The sequence below is a fragment of the Kitasatospora sp. NPDC101108 genome, assembly GCF_055584725.1.
Genome location: NZ_JBVJLM010000047.1, coordinates 1 through 18,843 on the forward strand (window position 1 = coordinate 1; position 18,843 = coordinate 18,843).

Here is an 18,843-nt window from a genome sequence, read left to right on the forward strand (position 1 = left end):
GCCCCCGGGGGGGGGGGGGGGGGGGGGGGGGGGGGGGGGGGGGGGGGGGGGGGGGGGGGGGGGGGGGGGGGGGGGGGGGGGGGGGGGGGGTTGGGGGGGGGGGGGGGGGGGGGCCCCCCCCCCCCACGGAGGAGGGGGCACCGCTGTTCCTGCCCTGGTCGGGGTCAGTGGTGGCGGTGGTCGTTGGGGGTGAGGCGGGGGCCGTAGCGGGGGGCGTGGGCGGTGGTGGCGAGGAGGAGGCGGCAGATGCGGTGGCGGTGGGGGCGGTAGGGCTCCAGGAGGGCGAGCATCTGGGTGTCGTCGCTGCGGGGGCGGCCGGCCAGGGCCCAGCCGACCAGGTTGGGGAGGTGGAAGTCGCCGACGGAGACGGCGTCCGGGTCGCCGTTGCTGCGTTGGAGGGTTTCGGCGGCCGTCCAGATGCCGATGCCGGGGACGGCCGTGAGGCGGGTGAAGGCCTGTTCGTGGGGCATCGTGGAGGCCTCCTCCAGGCGGGGGGCCAGGCGGACGGCGCGCATCACCGTGGCGGAGCGTTTGGGGTCGACGCCGGCCCGGTGCCACTCCCAGCTGGGGACCATCGCCCATTCGCGGGCCGACGGGGCCACCCGCATGCCCTCGGCGGGGCCGGGGGCCGGGGTGCCGAAGTCGCGGAGCAGGGTGCGCCAGGCGCGGTAGGCCTCATCGGTGGTGACCTTCTGTTCGAGGATCGCCGGGACGAGGGATTCCAGGACCAGTCCGGTTCGGGTGAGCCGCACCCCGGCCGTTCGGCGCTGGGCGTCGCGCAGCGGGCCGGGGGGCAGCACCAGTGCCTCGGGGTGGTCCTCCGCGCCGAGCAGGACGGGCAGGCGTTCCAGTAGCCACTGGGCGCCCGGGCCCCAGGCCGTCGCCTCGACCTCGCCGGCGGCGGGTCGCGGCAGCACCCGCAGGGTGCCGATGCCGGCCGGGGTGCGGGAGGCGCGCCAGACGGCGCCGTCGCCGGTGGTGCGGTAGGAGGGGTCGGCGGGGCCCCGGCGCAGCGGCAGGAGGGTGCGGACGGGGTCGAGTGGGAAGCCCGGCCGCCAACGGCGTACCGCCTCGCTGCCGCCCGTCACTGCTGTCGCCTCCTGTGGTGCCTGAGGCTATGAACGATACGCGGAGCGGGTGACGTTACCGGTTCTGGAGTTTGGCGGCGGCCGTGCGCAGGGCGGGGAGCCGGGCGTAGAGGGCGTTGCCGGGGCATTCGGTGTTGAAGGCGTCGCGGTGGCCGGAGATGGCGTCGAAGTCGACGACCGTGCCCTTGGGGTAGCGGCTGGCGTCGGAGCCCGAGGTGAGCTTGGTGTGGCCGTCGGCGGCCTGGCCGGTGAGGCCGAGCTTCCAGGCGGAGATGGCGGTGAGGCCGTCGAGGAGCTGCTGGGGCGGGGTGTCGTTGACGAAGGTGCCGATGGCGGCGACGCCGGAGGAGTCGGTGTTGAAGCCCAGGGTGTGGGCGCCGTGGACGGGCTGGGCGACGCCGCCGGCCCGGCCCTCGTAGATGGTGCCGCAGCGGTCGACCAGGAAGTTGTAGCCGATGTCCCGCCAGCCGCTGGTCTTGACGTGGTACTGGTAGATCGATCTGATCACCCGGGGGGCGTCGCTGCAGGCGTAGTCGGTGGCGGTCGCGGTGTGGTGGATGAAGACCGCGCGGACGGGGCCGGTGTACTCGAAGCCGGGTTCGCGCAGGGACTCGTCGGCGCCCCAGCCGGCCCGGGTGACGATCCCCGGGCGCGGTGCCTGGCCGCCTTCGGCCGGGGCCGCGGGGAGGGTGCGGGTGGCGGCGGGCGCGGGGGCACCGGCGCCGGGGTCGACCAGGTCGACCCGGAGTCCGGGCGGCGGTCCGGCCGGGCCGGGGCGGACCTCGACGGCGACGCCGTCGCTGCGGCCGGTCCACAGCGGGGCGGTGGCGCCGTGCGGGGCGTGGTCGGGGCCGTCCTCGGGGTCGGCCTCCAGGGTGTGCCAGTCGCTCCAGCGGCCGGTGGCGGCGTCGCGGGTGCGGACCCGGACGGATCCGCCGTTCAGGGCACCGGCCGGTCCGTCCCAACCGACGCCGAGGAGTTCGTACGGTCGGGTGGTGCTCGGTGCGAGGCCGTGGCCGGCGGACAGCGGGAGCGAGGTGGTCGTGCCGCCGCCGGGGAAGTCGCGGCGCTCGGCTCCGGGGGCAAGGGGCGCGGCGGAGGCGGCGGAGGCGGGCTGGAGCAGGAGGGCGGCGGTGCATCCGGCGAGCACCGCGGCCGGGAACGGGAGGCGCGCGGCTCCGGTCGAGAGGCGCGCGGCCTGGTGTGAAAGGCGCATACAGGGGATCGTCGCCGCAAACCGGACAGCTCGCCACGCCGCCCCGCGCCCGCTCGGCCGCCCCTCCCGGCGTGCCACTCGAAGGCCGTAGGCTGGGGCGCACCATGACTGCGCCATTCGCTGCCGATGCCCGCACCCCCGTCGAGCTGCTGCACGCATACCTGCGCGGCGGCACCCCTTCGGTCGATCCCGCGGCCCCGCTGGTCACCTTCTACGACGACGCCACCGGCGAACGGGTGGAGCTCTCCGCCCGGACCTTCGACAACTGGGTCGCCAAGACGTCCAACCTCCTCCAGGACGAACTGAACGCCGGCCCGGGCGACCGGGCCGCGCTGCTGCTGCCCGCCCACTGGCAGAGCGCCGTCTGGCTGCTGGCCTGCTGGTCGGTCGGCGTGACGGCGGTGCCGGACGGCGACCCGGCCGACGCCGACCTGGTGGTGAGCGGCCCGGACGGTCTGGAGGCCGCCCAGGCCTGCGCGGGCGAGCGGGTGGCGCTCGCCCTGCGGCCGCTCGGCGGCCGTTTCCCGCACCGCCCGGACGGCTTCCTCGACTACGCCGCCGAGGTGCCCGGCCAGGGCGACCGCTTCGCGCCGTACTCCCCCGTCGCGCCGGACGGGCAGGCGCTGGAGACCATGGTCGACGGGCTGCCGCTGAAGCTGACGGGCGAGCAGACCGTCGCGCTGGCCCGGGAGGGGGCCGCACGCCTCGGCCTCAAGCCCGGCGACCGGGTGATGTCGACCCTCTCCTTCGACGACTGGACCGGTCTGGAGGCCGGCCTGCTGGCCCCGCTGGCCGCCGGCGCCTCGGTGGTGCTGTGCCGCAACTCGCAGGGCCTGGACGCCGGGCAGTGGGAGAAGCGGGCCGAGTCCGAACGGGTGACTGTCCGTCTCGGCTGACCCCCGCGCCGCCCCGGCGGGTAGGGATGCCTGCCATGGCCGAGGATGACACCGAGCACCCCCCGACCGACGAGACTCCCCCCGCGTACGCTCCGCCGAGCGGACCGGGACGCCCGCGACGGCGCCGGCGGTGGCTGATGATCACCGCCGGCGCCGTCGCGTTCCTGCTGGTCGCCACCGGCGTGACGCTCTGGATCGCGTACCGGAAGCTGGACGGCAACATCAGGACCGACTCCGCCACCGACCAGCTGCTGGCCAAGCTGGAGGGCGAGCGGCCGGGCCGGGCCGCGGGGACCGAGGGTGCCCGGAACATCCTGCTGATCGGCAGCGACGACCGCACCGGTCCCAACTCCTCGTACGGCGGGCAGCCCGGCAGCCAGCGCTCGGACACCACGATCCTGCTGCACCTGGCCGCCGACCGGAGGCACGCGACGGCGGTCTCCATCCCGCGCGACGTCATGGTGACGGTGCCCTCCTGCGAGAAGCCGGACGGCAGCCGCAGCAAGCCGGGGACGATGCAGTTCAACTGGGCCTTCGAGCTGGGCGGTCCGGCCTGCTCGATCCGCACCGTCGAACAGCTGAGCGGCATCCGGGTCGACCACTACGTGATCCTCGACTTCAGCGGCTTCAAGATCATGGTGGACGCGATCGGCGGGGTCGAGGTGTGCGTGCCGCAGCCGATCCACGACAAGGACGCCAAGCTGGACCTCGCGGCCGGGCGCCAGGTGCTGCACGGCGAGCAGGCGCTCGGCTACGTGCGGGCGCGGGAGAGCCTGGGCGACGGCAGCGACACCCAGCGGATGGGCCGTCAGCAGCAGTTCCTGGCCTCGCTGATCCGCAAGGTGCAGTCGCAGGGGGTGCTGCTCAACCCGGCCAAGCTGTGGCCGGTGCTGGACGCGGCCACCTCCTCGGTGAAGGCGGACGGCGGCCTGTCCTCGCTCGGCGCGCTCTACGACCTGACCCAGGACCTGCGCGGCATCCCCTCGCAGGACGTGGTGTTCCTGACCGCGCCGCGCCGCCCGTACCGCTACGACTCGGACCGCGACGAGTTCGTGCAGCCGCAGACCGCCCAGCTGTTCACCGCGCTGCGGGCGGACCGGCAGATCACGGTCCGGCCGCCGGGTTCGACGCCCGCGCCGGACGCGGGGGCGAGTCCGGGGGCCGTCGCGGGCTCCGACGGGGCGGCGGCGTCACCCTCGGCGAGTGACTCGCCCACGTTCGAGGGACGCACCGCGGACGTGGACGCCTGCGCACAACACTGAGGCCCGGACCGGAATTTGCCAGCCTATTGCATTTCCGTGACGGATCTCATACTCGGAACGATTCCCCCGTTCGGCTCGTCTAGTGTGTCCGGATCGACCCACCGCCCGGGTGGGCCGCCCCCGTGACGGCCGGACGTAGGGAATCCCGTGCAGCAGGACCAACCGAACACCGGCGGGTACACCGGCGGAGGCCGCCGGGACGAGCGCCGCCGGGCCGCCGCGGCCGCCCGGCGGAACCGGCGCCGGCGGGCGCTCAAGTGGACGGCCGGGACGGGCGCCCTGGTGCTGGTCGCCGGCTGCGGCGGGGCGTACTACCTGTACCAGCACTTCAACAGCAACCTGACCTCGGTGAAGGTCCAGCTGGGCGACGAGGCGGAGCGACCCAAGGCCGCCGGCGACGCGCTGAACGTCCTGGTGATCGGCACGGACAGCCGGGCGGGTCTCGGACGCGAGTACGGCGACGAGGGCAGCACCGGGCACGCCGACACCACGCTGCTGTTCCACATCGCCAAGGACCGCTCCAACGCGACGGTGGTCAGCATCCCGCGCGACCTGATGGTGCCGATACCGGAGTGCGCGGACGACAAGGGCAAGAAGATCCCGGGCGCGGCGCGGGACATGTTCAACAAGAGCCTCGGCCAGGAGGGGCGCGACGCGGGCTGCACCTGGAAGACCGTCGAGAAGATGACCGGCATCCGGGTCGACCACTTCGTGCAGGTCAACTTCGAGGCGGTCAAGACGCTCTCCACCGCCGTCGGCGGGGTCGAGGTCTGCGCGGCCAAGGACATCGACGACAAGGACTCGCACCTGAAGATGTCCAAGGGCCGTCACGTGGTCCAGGGCGAGGAGGCGCTGGCCTTCGTCCGCACCCGGCACGCGGTCGGTTTCGGCGGCGACCTCACCCGGATCCCGCTGCAGCAGCAGTTCATCAGCTCGATGATCCGCAAGATCAAGAGCGACGACACCCTGACCAGCCCGAGCAAGCTCTACCGGCTCGCGGACGCCGCCACCAAGGCGCTCACCGTGGACTCCGCCATCGGCAGCGTCGACAAGCTGAAGGACCTGGCGCAGGACATCAGCAAGGTGGACACCAAGAACATCACCTTCACCACCGCGCCGGTACTGGACGACCCCAAGGACGCGGACCGGCTGATACTGAAGCAGCCGGACGCCGGGCAGATCTTCTCGATGATCGCGGGCGACCGCTCGCTGACCGGGACGGCCGCTCAAGCCCCCGAGTCCACCGCCCCCGCCTCGGCCGCACCGAGCACCACCACCCCGGCGGTGGACACCAAGGACGTCCCGGTGACGGTGCGCAACGGCAGCGGGACGCGCGGCCAGTCCGGCCCGACGGTGGACAAGCTGAAGGCCAAGGGCTTCGCCAGGGCGGCGGTCGGCTCGGACGCCCCGCCCGCCGCGACCACCACGGTCTCCCACCCGGCCGGCCAGGAGGCCGGAGCCGCCGCGCTGGCCGCCGCCCTCGGACTGCCCGCCGACGCCGTACGGCCGAACCCCAAGGCGGGCCCGAAGGACCCGCTGCTGCTGGTGCTCGGCAAGGACGCCCTCGCGGCCCCCTCGCAGGCGCCGACCGAGGCCCCGAAGGACCTCCAGCGGGTGCAGGCGGACGACGTCGACGTGTGCGCCAAGTAGCTGCCCGGCCCACCGTCGACCCGGTGACCGGCACCGGGCGGCCGCCGGTCGCCCTGACCTGACGTGACGTCACCGAACCGGCCCGCCGGTCGGGTTGGCCGGCGGGTGCCTCAACGTGCCCGGGAGAGCACGTCCTTGGAGGTCGGGGCGACGCTGCGCATCACCCGGCGGGCCAGCGAGCGGGGCGAGGTGATGAAGCCGAAGCCCCAGCTGAGGTGCATGGTCGCGAGCGCCACCGGCAGCAGCGCCTTGGCGCGGAGGGACAGCCCGCGGCCCTCGACCACCGCACCGCCGAGGATGCCCAGCAGGTAGGCGCCGGGCACCGCGAGGAAGGCCGGGTGGACGGCGGCGCCGAGCACCAGGCCGAGCACCACCGCGAGCAGCGCGCTCGGCGGGGCGAGGTAGCGCAGGTTGACCGAGCCGCGGTGGTAGCGGGTGACCACCCGGCGCCAGCGGCCGTAGTCCTTGTACTGCTTGGCCAGCGCCCGGACGGACGGGCGGGGGCGGTACGTCACCTTGAGCTGGGGGGTGAACCAGACCAGCCCGCCGTCCTGGCGGATCCGGTAGTTCAGCTCCCAGTCCTGGGCGCGGATGAACTCCTCGTTGTAGCCGCCGAGCTTCTCCAGCACCTCGCGCCGGAACACCCCGAGGTAGACGGTGTCCGCCGGGCCGGCCAGGCCGCCGGTGTGGAAGGCCGCGTTGCCGACGCCGATCTTGGAGGTCATCGCGGCGGCGACCGCGTTCTCCCACTCGGTCTCGCCCTCGGCGTGCATGATGCCGCCGACGTTGGCGGCGTCCATCTCACCGAGCAGCCGGACGGCCGTGGTGATGTAGCCGGGCGTGAGCAGGCCGTGGCCGTCGACCCGGACCACTATCGGGTACTGCGAGCCCCGGATCGCGGCGTTCAGCCCTGCGGGGGTGCGGCCGGTGGGGTTCTCCACCGTGCGCACCCGCGGGTCCTCCGCCACCAGCTCGGCGGCGATCTCCGCGGTGCGGTCGGTGGAGGGACCGAGGGCGATCACCACTTCCATCGGCCCGGGGTATTCCTGGTCCAGGATGCGCCGGACGGCCGTGCGCAGGTGTCGTTCCTCGTTGAGCACCGGCATGATCACGGAAACAGCCGGCAGCTCCTCAGCAGCCTTGGTGTTCATCGGGGCCAACCGTACCGGTGCCGACGTGTTGCCGTCTTGTCCCGGTTCGGCTGTTCCCGGTCCCCCGGAGGGCGGTACCGGCGCAGTGATGGGGACCACCGTACCGTTCCGCTCCCCCGGGCCCGAATCCGGGCGGGACCGGTGCAGGTTCGGCGCAGGTTCGGGGCGGGTGGTGAACGCCGGTGAACAGGGCGGAGCCGGCCGTCGACAGGATGTTCACCGGCCGCCACGGCAGGGGCCGGGCGCTGTGCGCGCCCGGCCCCTGCTCCCCCGTTCCCCCGGTTTCCCCCGTTCCCCCGTGGGTGGCCCGACGTCCCCCGTCGCCGGGTCAGTCCGTCGCGATGGCCGCGAGGACGTTCATCCGTCCGGCCCGGAAGGCCGGAACCAGGGCGGCGACCAGGCCGATCACCACCGAGGAGACCAGCGTCACCACGATCGTGGTGGTCGGGACGGAGAGCGTCCCGAGGCCCTGGTCCCGCAGCACCCGCTGGGCGGTGACGCCCCAGGCCAGGCCCAGACCGGTGCCGAGGACGGCGCCGAACAGGGCGATCACCACGGACTCCAGTCGGATCATCCGGCGCAGCTGGCGGCGGGAGATCCCGATCGCCCGCAGCAGGCCGATCTCGCGGGTCCGCTCCACCACGGACAGCGCCAGGGTGTTGACCACGCCGAGCACCGCGACGGTGATCGACAGGCCGACCAGGCCGTAGATCAGGTAGAGCAGGGTGTTGACCTGGGACTGCACGAGCTCCTTGTAGCCGGCCTGGTCCTTGACGGTCAGCTGCGGGTACTGCTGGAGCGCGTCCTGCAGGGCGGTGAGCGTCCTGCCGACGTCGGCGCCGGAGGCGGCCTTGGCGTAGAAGGTCCGGTCGACGGGCTGCTCGGCCGCCGGGACGGCCTTGGCCATGGTGGCGAAGTCGACGAAGGAGGCGTCCCCGTAGAGCGAGTCCTTCGCGAACACCACGCCCACCGGGAGCACCTGGGTGTGGCCGCCGGCGTAGTGGACGGTGATGCTGTCGCCGACGTTGAGGTGGTGGTCGGTGGCGAAGTTCTCGCCGATGCCCAGCGATCCGCGCCCGATCGACTCCACGCCGCCGGACTTGACCGGCAGCCGGAAGTCCGTGGTGAAGAAGGCCGGCGGCACCGCGGCGATCCCGGCCCGCTTGGTCGTTCCGTCGGGCAGCTGGAACCTGGCGTCGAGGTCCTTCTCGGTGGTGACGTGGTCGATGCCCGGGGTCCGCCTCACCGCGTCGATCATCTCGGGGGTGACGCCGGTCTGGCCGCCGCGGATGATGTAGTCGACCCCCACCGACTTGTCGATCTGCGCGCTGGCCGAGCTGACCGCCGAGGAGCTGAACACCGAGGAGCCGATCACCAGCGCCAGTCCGATCATCAGTGCGGCGGCGGTGGCGCCGGTGCGGCGCGGGTTGCGCATCGCGTTGCGCTGGGCGAGCTTGCCGGAGGGGCCGAACAGGGCCGGGAGCAGGGCGCCGAGCACCTTGATGACGACGGTGGCCAGCAGCGGGCCGAGCACCACGAAGCCGATCAGGGTGAGCAGCAGGCCCAGGCCCAGGAGCTGCCCGCCGGTGCCGGCCTTGTCCGCCGTGCCGGCGAGGACCAGCAGGCCCGCGCCGCCGCCGGTGAGCAGCACCCCGAGGACCGTGCGGACCAGGTTGGAGCGTGCCTCGGCCGGGGTCCCGTGTTCGCGCAGGGCGGCCATCGGTGCGATCCGGCTGGCCCGGCGGGCCGGGATCCAGGCGGCGACGACGGTGATCAGGATGCCCACCGCGTAGCCCGCCACGAAGACGTCGGGCCCGATCTCCAGGTCGCTCGCGTCGAGGTCCATGCCGATCGCGTTCATCAGCTTGATCAGGCCGAAGGCCACGCCCAGGCCGGCCGCCACGCCGAGGGTCGAGCCGAGCACGCCCAGGATCAGCGCCTCGACCAGCACCGAGCCGTTCACCTGGCGGCGGCTGCCGCCGATGGCGCGCAGCAGGCCGATCTCGCGGGTGCGCTGGGCGACCAGCATCGAGAAGGTGTTGATGATCAGGAAGCCGCCGACGATCAGCGAGATCCCGGCGAAGCCGAGCATCGCGTACTTCATGAAGTCGAGACCGCTGCCGATCGCCTTGGTGTTCTCGTCCTTCTGCTCGGCCGCCGTCTTGACCTGGAAGCCGCCGCCCACCGTGGCGAGGGCGTCGGCCTTGAGCTGGTCGTTGCTGCGGCTGCCGTCGCCGAAGGCCTCGACGGAGGTGTAGGCCTGCTCGCCGAGCAGCACCTGCTGGGCGGTCGGGGTGTCCAGGAAGGCCAGCGCGGCGCCCGGGTTGGTGGTGGTGAAGGAGGCGATGCCGGCGATCGTGTACGGGTGCCGGCCGCTCGCGTTGTCGACCCGGACCTTGTCGCCGACGCCCAGCTTGGCCTTCCTGGCGGTGTCCGCGTCCAGCACCAGCTCGCCGGAGTTCTGCGGGACGTGCCCGGAGGTGATCCGCACCGGGTTGCGCGGGGTGTCGGTCCAGTTGCCGACCAGGGTCGGCGCGCCGCTGGTCGGGCCGACCAGCTTGTTGGTGGCCGGGTTGACCAGGATCGCGTTGCCGACCATGACCTGGCCGACGGCGGTCTTCACGCCCGGCACCGAGGCGACCTGCTGGGCGAGCGCGGCCGGGACGGTGGCGGGCTTGTCCCCGGCCTGCTCCTCCTGGTCGTCGGCCGGCTTGGGCGGCTGGACCGAGATGTCGGAGGCGGTCGCGGCGAACAGCTTGGAGAAGGTGCTGGTGGCGGTGTTGGAGAACACCAGGGTGCCGGACACGAAGGCGACCGACAGCACGACGGCGACGAGCGAGAGCGCCATCCGGCCCTTGTGGGCGAAGAAGCTCCGCAGTGAGGTCTTGAGCAGCATGGTTTCGTCGTCCCGCCGCTCAGCTGGTGCGCTTGCCGTCGAAGCGGCGCATGCGTTCGAGGACGGAGTCGGCGGTCGGCGCGTGCATCTCGTCGACGATCACGCCGTCGGCGAGGAAGAGCACCCGGTCCGCGTAGCCGGCCGCGACCGGGTCGTGGGTGACCATGACCATGGTCTGGCCCAGCTCGTCCACCGAGCGGCGCAGGAAGGTCAGCACCTCGGCGCCGGCCCGGGAGTCCAGGTTCCCGGTGGGCTCGTCGCCGAAGATGATCTCGGGGCGGGCGGCCAGCGCGCGGGCCACCGCGACGCGCTGCTGCTGGCCGCCGGAGAGCTGGGTCGGGCGGTGCTTGAGCCGGCCGGCCAGGCCGACGGTCTCCACCACCTGGTCCAGCCAGGCCTGGTCGGGCCTGCGGCCGGCGATGTCCATCGGCAGGGTGATGTTCTCCAGCGCGTTCAGGGTCGGGAGCAGGTTGAACGCCTGGAAGATGAAGCCGATCTTGTCGCGGCGCAGCCTGGTCAGCTGCTTGTCCTTGAGGCCGGTGATCTCGGTGTCGCCGATCCGGATCCGCCCGCTGCTGACCGTGTCCAGGCCCGCCAGGCAGTGCATCAGGGTGGACTTGCCGGAGCCAGAGGGGCCCATGATCGCGGTGAAGCGGCCGCGCTGGATGTCCACGTCGACCGCGTCGAGCGCGGTCACCATGGTCTCGCCCGATCCGTAGGCCTTGGTCACCTGGCGGGCCGAGGCGGCGACGGCGGACGGTCCGCCGGGAAGCTGGGGGTCGTACACGGCAGCTGCCGTCGTCACTGGAGTCTCCTAAGAAGTGGCCCACCCGTTGACCCCCACCCTCCCGGCACGGTCGGTGGCGGACCCGACGGAACCGGGCCGCCTTCGGAGGGGCGGGGATGTGAGAACCACGTTAGGAGTCGCCGTCGGACGGCTCGTCCTCCGCCGGAATGAAGCGGTGCAACCAAGGATCTACGGGTGCGGCACCCCCTCCCCCTAGGGGGTGCCGCGGGCCTTCTCGGGGTCGCCCCGTACGGGGCCGCGCGGGCGGCCGCTCAGCTGGTCAGGACGGGTGCGGCCAGGCGTTCGAGGGCGTCGGCGAAGCCCTCCACGACGGGGACGAGCTGGGCGTCGGTCTCGCACTCGACGAGGGTCGTGCCGTCCTCCGCGGCGGTGATGTGGCGGTCGAGCACGAACCAGCCCTGGGTGACATGGCCGGCGCCCATCGAGCTGAGCACCGGGCGCAGCGCGTAGTCCACGGCGAGGACGTGCGCGGGCGAGCCGCCGGTGGCCAGCGGCAGGACGGCCTTGCCGGCCAGGGCGTACTGCGGGAGCACGTCGAGCAGGGCCTTGAGCAGGCCCGAGTAGGCGGCCTTGTAGACGGGGGTGCCGATGACGACGCCGTCGGCGCGGGCGAACAGCTCGGTGACGGCGACGATCTCCGGGTGGTCGAAGTCGCCGGAGAGCAGCGCGTGCGCGGGCAGGCCGCGGGCCTCGAAGGGGATGACGCGGTGACCGCGGTCCACCAGGCGGGCGTCGACGTGGCGCAGCAGCCGGGTGGTGCGGGAGGTGGCGGACGGAGAGCCGGAAACGGACAGGACGGTGGCCATGGTTCACCTCTGGCTGGAAGCGGGGGCGCTTCGCGGCGACCGCTGCTCGGCCGCTGCGGTGGGGGGACGGCTCGACGGGTGCGCTTCAGCCGCGACAGAGGGAACCGGACACGCGCTGCAGGTCGACGTGCCGCCGACGCGTGAGTGCCCGCCCCTGGTCCATGTCCGGAATGCAAACACGCTGCGTTCGGAGCGGTCAAGAATCGTTTCGGCGCTCGGAACCCGGGTGACGGGCACGTTTCACACCGGAACGATCCGGCGCGTGCATCAAAACTGCTACAAGAGGCCTGGCAGGGCCCCCGGGGGGAGTCAGCGGTAGCGGGGTCGGGCATCCTCGACGGCATGAACACGTGGCAGGAGGGCCGCCCGGGCGGCGGCGCGAACCCGTACGGAGGCAACGGCGGCGGTGCGGCGGCCGAGCCGCCGCTGCCGGCCGGGCTGAACCCGCGCGGGCCGGGGGCGCCCGCTCCGCACCGGCCGGGGCCGTCCCGCCTCGGCGGCGTCCCGCCGCAGGCCGCCCCCGGAGGCCCCGGCCGTCCGGGCCCCGGTGGTCCCGGCGGCCCGGGCGAACCGGGTCGGCCCGGGGGTCCGGGCGGTCCCGCCGGTCCCGGCGGTACCAGGCCGGCCGGTGCGCAGGCCCGGCGCTGGCCGCGGCGGCGGATCGTGAAGTGGACGGTCTTCGGCGTGCTGATCGCCGTCATGGTGACCGCCGTCTCCACCTGGTTCTGGGCGGACTCCAAGCTCAACCACGAGAACGTGCTGGCCGACTACCCGGGCCGTCCGGCCGCCGGCAAGGGCACCAACTGGCTGATCGTCGGCTCCGACAGCCGCGAGGGCCTCAGCGAGTCCCAGATGGACACCATGCACACCGGGCACGACGTCGAGGGCAAGCGCAGCGACTCGATGATGATCCTGCACATCGGGGACAACGGGAGCACCCTGATGAGCATCCCGCGCGACTCCTGGGTGCCGATCCCCGAGTACAGGACCAGCGGCGGGAAGACCGTCAAGGCCACCACCTCGAAGATCAACTCGGCCTTCGCCAACGGCAACGGCCGGCTCCTGGTGCAGACCGTCGAGCTGAACACCGGCATCCACATCGACCACTACGCCGAGATCGGCTTCGCCGGGTTCGCCGGCATCGTCGACTCCATCGGCGGTGTCGAGATGCACATCGACCAGGACATCAAGGACAAGGACTCCGGCCTCGACCTCAAGGCCGGCGACCAGACCCTCAACGGCACCCAGGCCCTGGCCTTCGTCCGCCAGCGCCACCAGATGGCCGACCAGGACCTCGGCCGGATGCGCAACCAGCAGAAGTTCCTCGGCGCCCTCGCCCACCAGGCCGCTTCCCCGGGCACCGTGCTGAACCCGTTCACCTTCTACCCGCTGGTCGACTCGGCGCTCGGCACCCTGATCGTCGACGACGACTGCGGACTGACCGACCTGGGCTCGCTCTTCCTCGCCATGAAGGACGTCAACGGCGGCAACGGCAAGACCCTCACCATCCCGATCGGCAACGCGGACTACCACACCAGGACCGGCGAGTCGGCGGTGCTGTGGGACACCAACAAGTCCAAGCAGGTCTTCGACGCCTTCAAGAACGACAGCGCGGTGCCGGACTTCAAGTAGCCGGCCACAACGGGTGACCGCCCCGCGACAATGGGTGGATGTCACTCGTCACCGCACTCGTCTACCGCCGACGCCACCGCCTCCTGGGCCGCCTGGTCCAGGAGGCGCTCGCGCTCTACGGCATGGAGGTCCCGGCCGCCTGCGAGATCGGGCCCGGGCTCACCGTGTTCCACCGCGGCTTCGGCACCGTCCTGCACCCGTACACCACGCTCGGGGCGGGCGTGACGCTCTACAACGGTGTGACCATCGGCCGGGCCGACCCCTGGGTGCCGCAGGAGCAGAGCGCGATGCGGCGGGTGGTGGTCGAGGACGGCGCGGTGCTGTGCGCGGGCGCCAAGGTGGTGTGCAAGGAGGGCGTGCTGACCGTCGGGGCGGGCACGATCGTGGGCGCCAACGCCGTGCTCACCCGCTCGACCGGGCCGGGCGAGATCTGGGCCGGGGTGCCCGCGCGCAGGGTGGGGATGCGGGAGGGGAGCTGGACGCCCCCGGTCGCCGTGTCCGGCTGACCTCAGGCGGACGGCGCCGCCGGCAGCCGGTCGAGCACGATCCCGAAGTGCTCGCGGTAGGCGGACAGTGCGGCGGCTTCGGTGAGCCGCTCCTCGGTGCGGCCGCCGTCGGGGGCGCTGCGGATCAGCCGGGTTCCGCTGAGGGTGGTGCGGCCGCCGTCAGGGGCGAGCAGCGAGCAGGTGGCCGAGCGGGTGAAGTGGGACTGCGGCGAGGTGGTCTGCCACCAGCAGGTCGGCCCGAAGTCGGCCAGCCGGTAAGGCCGTTGGTCCAGCCGGTACTGCGGCTCGCCGTCCATCAGGACGTCCAGCTCACCGTGGCCGCCGTACGGGCGGACGGTGAACACGCCCTGGGGGTCGGCCTGTTCGCCTCGCTCGTCGAGGCGCAGTGGCAGCTCGCTGAACCGGCCGAAGCCCACGTCGACCAGCCAGGGCCCGTCCAGGTCGACGCGCAACGCCAGGTGGGCCAGCGGCGGCCCTGGGCGGCCGCCCCCGAAGGTCCGGGCGGCCAGCAGGCTCACCCGGTAGCCCAGTGAGCGCAGCAACTCGGCGAAGGCGCCGTTGAGTTCGTAGCAGAACCCGCCGCGCCGCCGGTCCACCAGCTTCGCCACCAGCGCAGCCGGCTCCAGCACCACGGGCTCGCCGAGGTGGATGCTCAGGTTCTCGAACGGGACCGCCCGCAGGTGGGCCCGCTGCAGCCGGGCCAGCCCGTCCGCCGAGGGCGTCCCGGGGTCCGTGACCCCGATCCGCTCCAGGTACGCCGCCCGGGCGGCGGCGGTCAGCCCCTCGTACGCCTGCTCGCGATCCATTCGCCCATTCCACCCCGGGCCGGGGCGGCGGGCCATCGGTCCTTGGGCCTAGGACGCGGGGCCCGGGCCGAAGGAGATGACCCGGGAACGACACCGCCCCGGAGTGGGGAGCCGGCCGGGCCGACTTCCCACTCCGGGGCGGTACGCGTGCCGGTGGCCGCGGTGATTACTCGACCACGCCGGACTTGGCGATCTTGATGGTGGCCGAGGTGCGGCCGCTCTGCGAACCGAGGCCCTCGATCTTCTTCACGACGTCCATGCCCTCGACGACCTCGCCGAAGACGACGTGCTTGCCGTCCAGCCAGTCGGTGACGATGGTGGTGATGAAGAACTGCGAGCCGTTGGTGTTGCGGCCGGCGTTGGCCATCGACAGCAGGCCCGGGCGGTCGTGCTTGAGCTGGAAGTTCTCGTCCGCGAACTTCTCGCCGTAGATGCTCTTGCCACCGGTGCCGTTGTGGTTGGTGAAGTCACCGCCCTGCAGCATGAAGGCGGGGATCACGCGGTGGAAGCCGGAGCCCTCGTAGCCGAAGCCGTTCTGGCCGGTAGCCAGCTCGCGGAAGTTGCGGGCGGTCTTCGGGACGACGTCGTCGAACAGCTTGAAGACGATGCGGCCGGCCGGCTCGTCGTTGATGGTGATGTCGAAGAAAACGTTGGAACCCATGCAGGGATCATGGCACGACCCGCAGGCCGCCGCGCGCCACCCCCGGCTCACCCCCTGGTGGCGTCGGCGTGTTATCCGGCGGACGTCGGGCCGTCCGTGCAGCCCTCGGCGCCCCCGGGGGTTTCGGCGTTCGCCGTCATTCCCGGACGGTGGAAGCTAACATCGATGTCAGGTTCAAGCCTTCGGCCGGAACGGTGGGGCGAACAGCTGGGGGACGGCATGCGGATCGGTGAACTGGCCCGGCGCACGGGCGTGAGCGAGCGCTCGCTCCGTTACTACGAGCAGCAGGGACTGCTGGTCGCCCAGCGCACCGCGGGCGGCCACCGGGAGTACCCGGAGATGGCGGTGGACCGGGTGGTGCACATCCAGGAGCTGTTCGCCGCCGGGCTGCACAGCCGGACCATCTACAAGATCCTGCCCTGCATGCGGGACTCCGACGGCGGCCCGAGCGAGACCGCCACCCCTCTGCTGGTCGAGGAGCTCACCTCGGAGCGAGACCGGATCGACCGGCTGATCACCGATCTGCTGCGCTCCCGCGAGGTGCTGGACGAGGTGATCGCCGGCGCCTCCGGGGAACCGACGGCGACCGAGGCGGCGTAGCGGCGGTATTGGGGCGGCTCAGCGGCGGTACGGGGGCGGCTCAGGCCTTGAGCTTGCGCCAGACCGTCTCCAGGGCCGCGATGTCCGCCGCGTCCAGCCGGTCGGTGAACACCGGGGCCAGGGCGGCCCGTCGGGTCGCGTCGGCCTCGGCGAAGAGGGCGCGGCCCTGCGCGGTCAGCTCGATCCGTACCGAGCGCCCGTCCGAGGACGAGGGCGTGCGGGACACCAGCCCGCGCCCGGCCAGGGCGTCCACCACCCGGGAGACCTGGCTGCGGCTGAGCATCGTCTTGGCGCCGAGGTCGGAGGCGGCCACCGGCTCCCGCTGGTAGTTCAGCCAGAGCATCACCTCGAACCAGGACAGCGGCAGCCCGTGCACCCGGGCCAGCTCCCGGTCCACCCGGGCGGCCAGGGTGGTGCCGGCCCGGACCAGCCCGTAGAAGGCGTGGTCCTGCTCCGACAGCGGGCCCAGGGAGAGATCGGCGCGGTCCATGCCGTTCATCGTACCGAGAGTGCGTGCGTGTGCACACAGTGCCTGGCGGCGCCCACCGACGCGACCGCCGACCAGTACGATCGGCCCCAACCAGCCTGAGGGGGGCGGAACATGAACCGGATCGGGGTCTACCTGGCGCATCCGCGGCCGGGCAGCTTCAACCACGCGCTGTACGACGCCGTGGTGGACGAACTGCGCGGGCGCGGCTGCGAGGTGCTCGCCCACGATCTCCACGCGGAGGGCTTCGACCCACTGCTCACCGCCGAGGAGACCGGCACGGTGGCCGCCGCCGGGGGCAGCCCCGACCCCCGGCTCGCCCTGCACCGCGCCGAGGTGGCCACCCTGGACGCGCTGGTGCTGATCCACCCCAACTGGTGGGGCATGCCGCCCGCGGTGCTCACCGGCTGGGTGCAGCGGGTGCTCGCCCCCGGGGTCGCGTACAAGCTCGGTACGGCCGACGGGGAACCGGCCGGGCTGCTGCGCGCCGGGCGGGCCCTGGTGCTCAACACCTCGGACACCCCCGCGGCCCGGGAACGCGACGAGTTCGGCGACCCGCTGGAGCGGATCTGGGCGGCCTGCGTGCTGCCGTACGTCGGGATCACCGACGTACGGCGGACGGTCTTCCGCACGGTCACCGACTCCCCCGCCGCCGAGCGGGCCGCATGGCTGCGGCAGGCCCGGGAGCTGGCGGCCGCGCTGGTCGGCTGAGCCGCCGACCGCCTCCGCTACAGCTCCAGCTCCGCCACCTCCTGGTCGCCGCTCAGCTCGCCGGTCGGGCGGAAGCCCAGCCCGGCGTAGAACCCTGCGGGCCCGTCCGGGCCCGGGTGGTAGGTGACGGTCGCCCGGGTGCCACCGCGGCGGCGGATCTCCGCGCAGACCTGCTCGACGGCGAAGCGCCCGTAGCCGCCGCACTGCCGCTCCGCGTCGACCAGCAGGCGCCAGAGGCCGGAGCGGGGGCGGTCGTCGGGGCGTTCCGGGTGGAACCGGACGTCGAAGAAGGCCATCACGAAGCCGACCGGCCGCCCGCCGTCCAGGATCAGCCGGGGCCAGGCCGTCTCCCCGTGCACGTACGCCTCGGCCAGCGACTTCGCCACCGGCGCGACCAGGCCCTCCTGGTCGGGGCGCACCCGCAGGGCGAGGGCGGCGTCGATGTTGTCGGGGGTGAGCACGGCGAGGCTGAGGTCAGACGGCATGGCGGGCAGCCTAGGGAGACCGACTGCCCGCCGTCGCCGGATTTACCGGCCGGGGGTCACGCCCCGGCCGGGTAGTCGGTGCCGCGGCCGACCGCCGCCCAGGCCTCGGCCTCCTGGCGCGCGCCGTCCAGGTGGCCCAGGACGGCGTCCACGGCGTCGGTGCCGAGCGCGAGCCGCAGCGGGGTCTTCTCCGCGGCCAGCGCGGCCAGGATCGCCTCGGCGGCCTTGACCGGGTCCCCCGGCTGCTTGCCGTCGGAGTCCGGCAGCCCGGTCCGGACCGGGCCGACCACCGGCTCGTACACGTCGATCGGAGCGCTGTGGGCCAGCGCGCCGCCGCCCGCGAAGCCGGTCCGGAAGGCGCCCGGCTCGACGATCAGCACCTTGATCCCGAAGCCGGCCACCTCCAGGGCCAGCGCCTCGGACAGCCCCTCCAGGGCGAACTTGGTGGCCGAGTAGGCGCCCACACCGGGGAAGGAGAAGCGGCCGCCCATGCTGCTCATCTGCACCACGGCGCCGGCGCCCTGCGCCCGCATGTGCGGCAGCACGGCGCGGGTGAGCGCGGCCGGGCCGAAGAAGTGGAGGTCCATGAGGTCCCGCAGCTCGCGGTCGGTGGACTCCTCGACGGCGCCGATCAGGCCGCGGCCGGCGTTGTTCACCAGGACGTCGATCCGGCCGTGCCGCCGCACGGTCTCCTCGACCACGGCCGGGATCCGCTCCTGGTCGGTGACGTCCAGCTGCACCGGAACCACCCGGCCCGGGTGGGCGGCGGCCAGCTCCGCCAGGGTCTCGGGGCGGCGGGCGGCCGCGACGACGGTGTCACCGGCCGCCAGCGCGGCCTCGGCGATCGCCTGGCCGAAGCCGGAGTTGGCGCCGGTGATCAGCCAGACCTTGCCGTCGACGTGCTGCTCGGGGGTGCTGCTCATGATCGGTACTCTCCCGCAATGATCGCGCCGTGCACAGAAGTTGACGATCATTTATGTCACCGGGGAGGCCGGTTCGTCCAGGAGGGTTCGACGGCGGACGACGAACGGCCCCCGACCGCTCGGCGGCGGTCGGGGGCCGTTGCGAACCACGAGTCGACAGGCCCTACGGCAGGTTGCGGGCCATGACGATCCGCTGGACCTGGTTGGTGCCCTCGTAGATCTGGGTGATCTTCGCGTCCCGCATCATCCGCTCCACCGG

The 18,843-nt window shown here is 73.2% G+C and carries 20 protein-coding genes; 7 read left to right on the top strand and 13 right to left on the bottom strand.

What is annotated here, in order from left to right:
- Positions 1-164: 164 nt before the first annotated feature.
- On the bottom strand, positions 165-1,088 hold the full coding sequence (locus ACZ6Z8_RS38925) for a DNA-3-methyladenine glycosylase family protein (protein ID WP_465614697.1): 924 nt from the start codon (positions 1,086-1,088) through the stop codon (positions 165-167).
- A 55-nt stretch (positions 1,089-1,143) separates the two neighbouring features.
- The gene (locus ACZ6Z8_RS38930; protein ID WP_465614698.1) at positions 1,144-2,304 is read right to left on the bottom strand and encodes a peptidoglycan recognition protein family protein; all 1,161 of its coding nucleotides are present in this window, start codon (positions 2,302-2,304) and stop codon (positions 1,144-1,146) included.
- Between the two features lie 104 nt (positions 2,305-2,408).
- Between ACZ6Z8_RS38930 and ACZ6Z8_RS38935 the strand changes: the two genes are divergently transcribed.
- The 3 genes from ACZ6Z8_RS38935 (at position 2,409) to ACZ6Z8_RS38945 (ending at position 6,112) form a co-directional block, all read left to right on the top strand.
- Positions 2,409-3,200 carry a TIGR03089 family protein gene (locus ACZ6Z8_RS38935; RefSeq protein ID WP_465614699.1) on the top strand — a complete coding sequence of 264 codons (792 nt, stop codon included), beginning with the start codon at positions 2,409-2,411 and terminating at the stop codon, positions 3,198-3,200.
- A gap of 35 nt (positions 3,201-3,235) precedes the next feature.
- Positions 3,236-4,462, top strand: coding sequence for an LCP family protein (locus ACZ6Z8_RS38940; RefSeq protein WP_465614700.1), 1,227 nt, complete (start codon positions 3,236-3,238; stop codon positions 4,460-4,462).
- Between the two features lie 147 nt (positions 4,463-4,609).
- A complete protein-coding gene (locus tag ACZ6Z8_RS38945) occupies positions 4,610-6,112 on the top strand; it encodes an LCP family protein (protein ID WP_465614701.1) in 1,503 nt (500 codons plus the stop codon).
- 110 nt (positions 6,113-6,222) lie between these two features.
- Here ACZ6Z8_RS38945 and ACZ6Z8_RS38950 read toward each other — a convergent pair whose 3' ends face one another.
- The 5 genes from ACZ6Z8_RS38950 to ACZ6Z8_RS38970 all read right to left on the bottom strand — a co-directional run bounded on the left by ACZ6Z8_RS38950 (position 6,223) and on the right by ACZ6Z8_RS38970 (position 11,936).
- Positions 6,223-7,263: a glycosyltransferase family 2 protein gene (locus ACZ6Z8_RS38950; RefSeq protein ID WP_465614702.1), complete on the bottom strand. Its 1,041-nt coding sequence runs from the start codon at positions 7,261-7,263 to the stop codon at positions 6,223-6,225.
- A 328-nt stretch (positions 7,264-7,591) separates the two neighbouring features.
- Complete coding sequence (locus ACZ6Z8_RS38955) at positions 7,592-10,159, bottom strand: ABC transporter permease (RefSeq protein WP_465614703.1); 2,568 nt, start codon at positions 10,157-10,159, stop codon at positions 7,592-7,594.
- Between the two features lie 19 nt (positions 10,160-10,178).
- Positions 10,179-10,964: an ABC transporter ATP-binding protein gene (locus ACZ6Z8_RS38960; RefSeq protein ID WP_465614704.1), complete on the bottom strand. Its 786-nt coding sequence runs from the start codon at positions 10,962-10,964 to the stop codon at positions 10,179-10,181.
- A 254-nt stretch (positions 10,965-11,218) separates the two neighbouring features.
- Complete coding sequence (ssuE, locus tag ACZ6Z8_RS38965; protein ID WP_465614705.1) at positions 11,219-11,773, bottom strand: NADPH-dependent FMN reductase; 555 nt, start codon at positions 11,771-11,773, stop codon at positions 11,219-11,221.
- An 85-nt stretch (positions 11,774-11,858) separates the two neighbouring features.
- Positions 11,859-11,936, bottom strand: a complete 78-nt coding sequence (locus ACZ6Z8_RS38970) for a putative leader peptide (RefSeq protein ID WP_355212135.1) — start codon at positions 11,934-11,936, stop codon at positions 11,859-11,861.
- A gap of 179 nt (positions 11,937-12,115) precedes the next feature.
- Between ACZ6Z8_RS38970 and ACZ6Z8_RS38975 the strand changes: the two genes are divergently transcribed.
- Positions 12,116-13,405: an LCP family protein gene (locus ACZ6Z8_RS38975; protein ID WP_465614706.1), complete on the top strand. Its 1,290-nt coding sequence runs from the start codon at positions 12,116-12,118 to the stop codon at positions 13,403-13,405.
- Between the two features lie 38 nt (positions 13,406-13,443).
- Positions 13,444-13,911 (top strand): LbetaH domain-containing protein, encoded by a 468-nt coding sequence (locus tag ACZ6Z8_RS38980; protein WP_465614707.1) that lies wholly within the window; start codon positions 13,444-13,446, stop codon positions 13,909-13,911.
- A gap of 2 nt (positions 13,912-13,913) precedes the next feature.
- Here the strand turns inward: ACZ6Z8_RS38980 and ACZ6Z8_RS38985 are convergent, their stop codons facing one another.
- Positions 13,914-14,717 (bottom strand): arylamine N-acetyltransferase family protein, encoded by an 804-nt coding sequence (locus ACZ6Z8_RS38985; RefSeq protein WP_465614708.1) that lies wholly within the window; start codon positions 14,715-14,717, stop codon positions 13,914-13,916.
- A gap of 166 nt (positions 14,718-14,883) precedes the next feature.
- Positions 14,884-15,378, bottom strand: a complete 495-nt coding sequence (locus tag ACZ6Z8_RS38990; protein WP_465614709.1) for a peptidylprolyl isomerase — start codon at positions 15,376-15,378, stop codon at positions 14,884-14,886.
- A gap of 219 nt (positions 15,379-15,597) precedes the next feature.
- Between ACZ6Z8_RS38990 and ACZ6Z8_RS38995 the strand changes: the two genes are divergently transcribed.
- Positions 15,598-15,978 carry a MerR family transcriptional regulator gene (locus ACZ6Z8_RS38995; protein ID WP_465614714.1) on the top strand — a complete coding sequence of 127 codons (381 nt, stop codon included), beginning with the start codon at positions 15,598-15,600 and terminating at the stop codon, positions 15,976-15,978.
- 40 nt (positions 15,979-16,018) lie between these two features.
- Here the strand turns inward: ACZ6Z8_RS38995 and ACZ6Z8_RS39000 are convergent, their stop codons facing one another.
- Positions 16,019-16,468 carry a MarR family winged helix-turn-helix transcriptional regulator gene (locus tag ACZ6Z8_RS39000; RefSeq protein WP_465614710.1) on the bottom strand — a complete coding sequence of 150 codons (450 nt, stop codon included), beginning with the start codon at positions 16,466-16,468 and terminating at the stop codon, positions 16,019-16,021.
- Between the two features lie 111 nt (positions 16,469-16,579).
- Between ACZ6Z8_RS39000 and ACZ6Z8_RS39005 the strand changes: the two genes are divergently transcribed.
- Complete coding sequence (locus ACZ6Z8_RS39005) at positions 16,580-17,176, top strand: NAD(P)H-dependent oxidoreductase (RefSeq protein ID WP_465614711.1); 597 nt, start codon at positions 16,580-16,582, stop codon at positions 17,174-17,176.
- 17 nt (positions 17,177-17,193) lie between these two features.
- Here the strand turns inward: ACZ6Z8_RS39005 and ACZ6Z8_RS39010 are convergent, their stop codons facing one another.
- From ACZ6Z8_RS39010 to ACZ6Z8_RS39020, 3 genes are all read right to left on the bottom strand, one after another.
- Positions 17,194-17,661: a GNAT family N-acetyltransferase gene (locus ACZ6Z8_RS39010; protein WP_465614712.1), complete on the bottom strand. Its 468-nt coding sequence runs from the start codon at positions 17,659-17,661 to the stop codon at positions 17,194-17,196.
- Positions 17,662-17,717: 56 nt separating this feature from the next.
- Positions 17,718-18,584 (bottom strand): oxidoreductase, encoded by an 867-nt coding sequence (locus ACZ6Z8_RS39015; RefSeq protein WP_465614713.1) that lies wholly within the window; start codon positions 18,582-18,584, stop codon positions 17,718-17,720.
- A gap of 163 nt (positions 18,585-18,747) precedes the next feature.
- The coding region (locus tag ACZ6Z8_RS39020; RefSeq protein ID WP_157849844.1) for an acyl-CoA dehydrogenase family protein at positions 18,748-18,843 on the bottom strand (96 nt) is incomplete at its 5' end.

Excerpts from the sequence above, each read along its gene's own strand:
- ACZ6Z8_RS39010 (WP_465614712.1), bottom strand. The coding sequence starts at position 17,661 with ATGCCGTCTGACCTCAGCCTCGCCGTGCTCACCCCCGACAACATCGAC.
- ACZ6Z8_RS38980 (WP_465614707.1), top strand. The coding sequence starts at position 13,444 with ATGTCACTCGTCACCGCACTCGTCTACCGCCGACGCCACCGCCTCCTG.
- ACZ6Z8_RS38955 (WP_465614703.1), bottom strand. The coding sequence starts at position 10,159 with ATGCTGCTCAAGACCTCACTGCGGAGCTTCTTCGCCCACAAGGGCCGG.
- ACZ6Z8_RS39000 (WP_465614710.1), bottom strand. The coding sequence starts at position 16,468 with ATGGACCGCGCCGATCTCTCCCTGGGCCCGCTGTCGGAGCAGGACCAC.
- ACZ6Z8_RS38990 (WP_465614709.1), bottom strand. The coding sequence starts at position 15,378 with ATGGGTTCCAACGTTTTCTTCGACATCACCATCAACGACGAGCCGGCC.
- ACZ6Z8_RS38950 (WP_465614702.1), bottom strand. The coding sequence starts at position 7,263 with ATGAACACCAAGGCTGCTGAGGAGCTGCCGGCTGTTTCCGTGATCATG.
- ACZ6Z8_RS38995 (WP_465614714.1), top strand. The coding sequence starts at position 15,598 with ATGCGGATCGGTGAACTGGCCCGGCGCACGGGCGTGAGCGAGCGCTCG.
- ACZ6Z8_RS39005 (WP_465614711.1), top strand. The coding sequence starts at position 16,580 with ATGAACCGGATCGGGGTCTACCTGGCGCATCCGCGGCCGGGCAGCTTC.
- ACZ6Z8_RS38985 (WP_465614708.1), bottom strand. The coding sequence starts at position 14,717 with ATGGATCGCGAGCAGGCGTACGAGGGGCTGACCGCCGCCGCCCGGGCG.
- ACZ6Z8_RS38935 (WP_465614699.1), top strand. The coding sequence starts at position 2,409 with ATGACTGCGCCATTCGCTGCCGATGCCCGCACCCCCGTCGAGCTGCTG.
- ACZ6Z8_RS38940 (WP_465614700.1), top strand. The coding sequence starts at position 3,236 with ATGGCCGAGGATGACACCGAGCACCCCCCGACCGACGAGACTCCCCCC.
- ACZ6Z8_RS38970 (WP_355212135.1), bottom strand. The coding sequence starts at position 11,936 with ATGGACCAGGGGCGGGCACTCACGCGTCGGCGGCACGTCGACCTGCAG.
- ACZ6Z8_RS39015 (WP_465614713.1), bottom strand. The coding sequence starts at position 18,584 with ATGAGCAGCACCCCCGAGCAGCACGTCGACGGCAAGGTCTGGCTGATC.
- ssuE (WP_465614705.1), bottom strand. The coding sequence starts at position 11,773 with ATGGCCACCGTCCTGTCCGTTTCCGGCTCTCCGTCCGCCACCTCCCGC.
- ACZ6Z8_RS38975 (WP_465614706.1), top strand. The coding sequence starts at position 12,116 with ATGAACACGTGGCAGGAGGGCCGCCCGGGCGGCGGCGCGAACCCGTAC.
- ACZ6Z8_RS38930 (WP_465614698.1), bottom strand. The coding sequence starts at position 2,304 with ATGCGCCTTTCACACCAGGCCGCGCGCCTCTCGACCGGAGCCGCGCGC.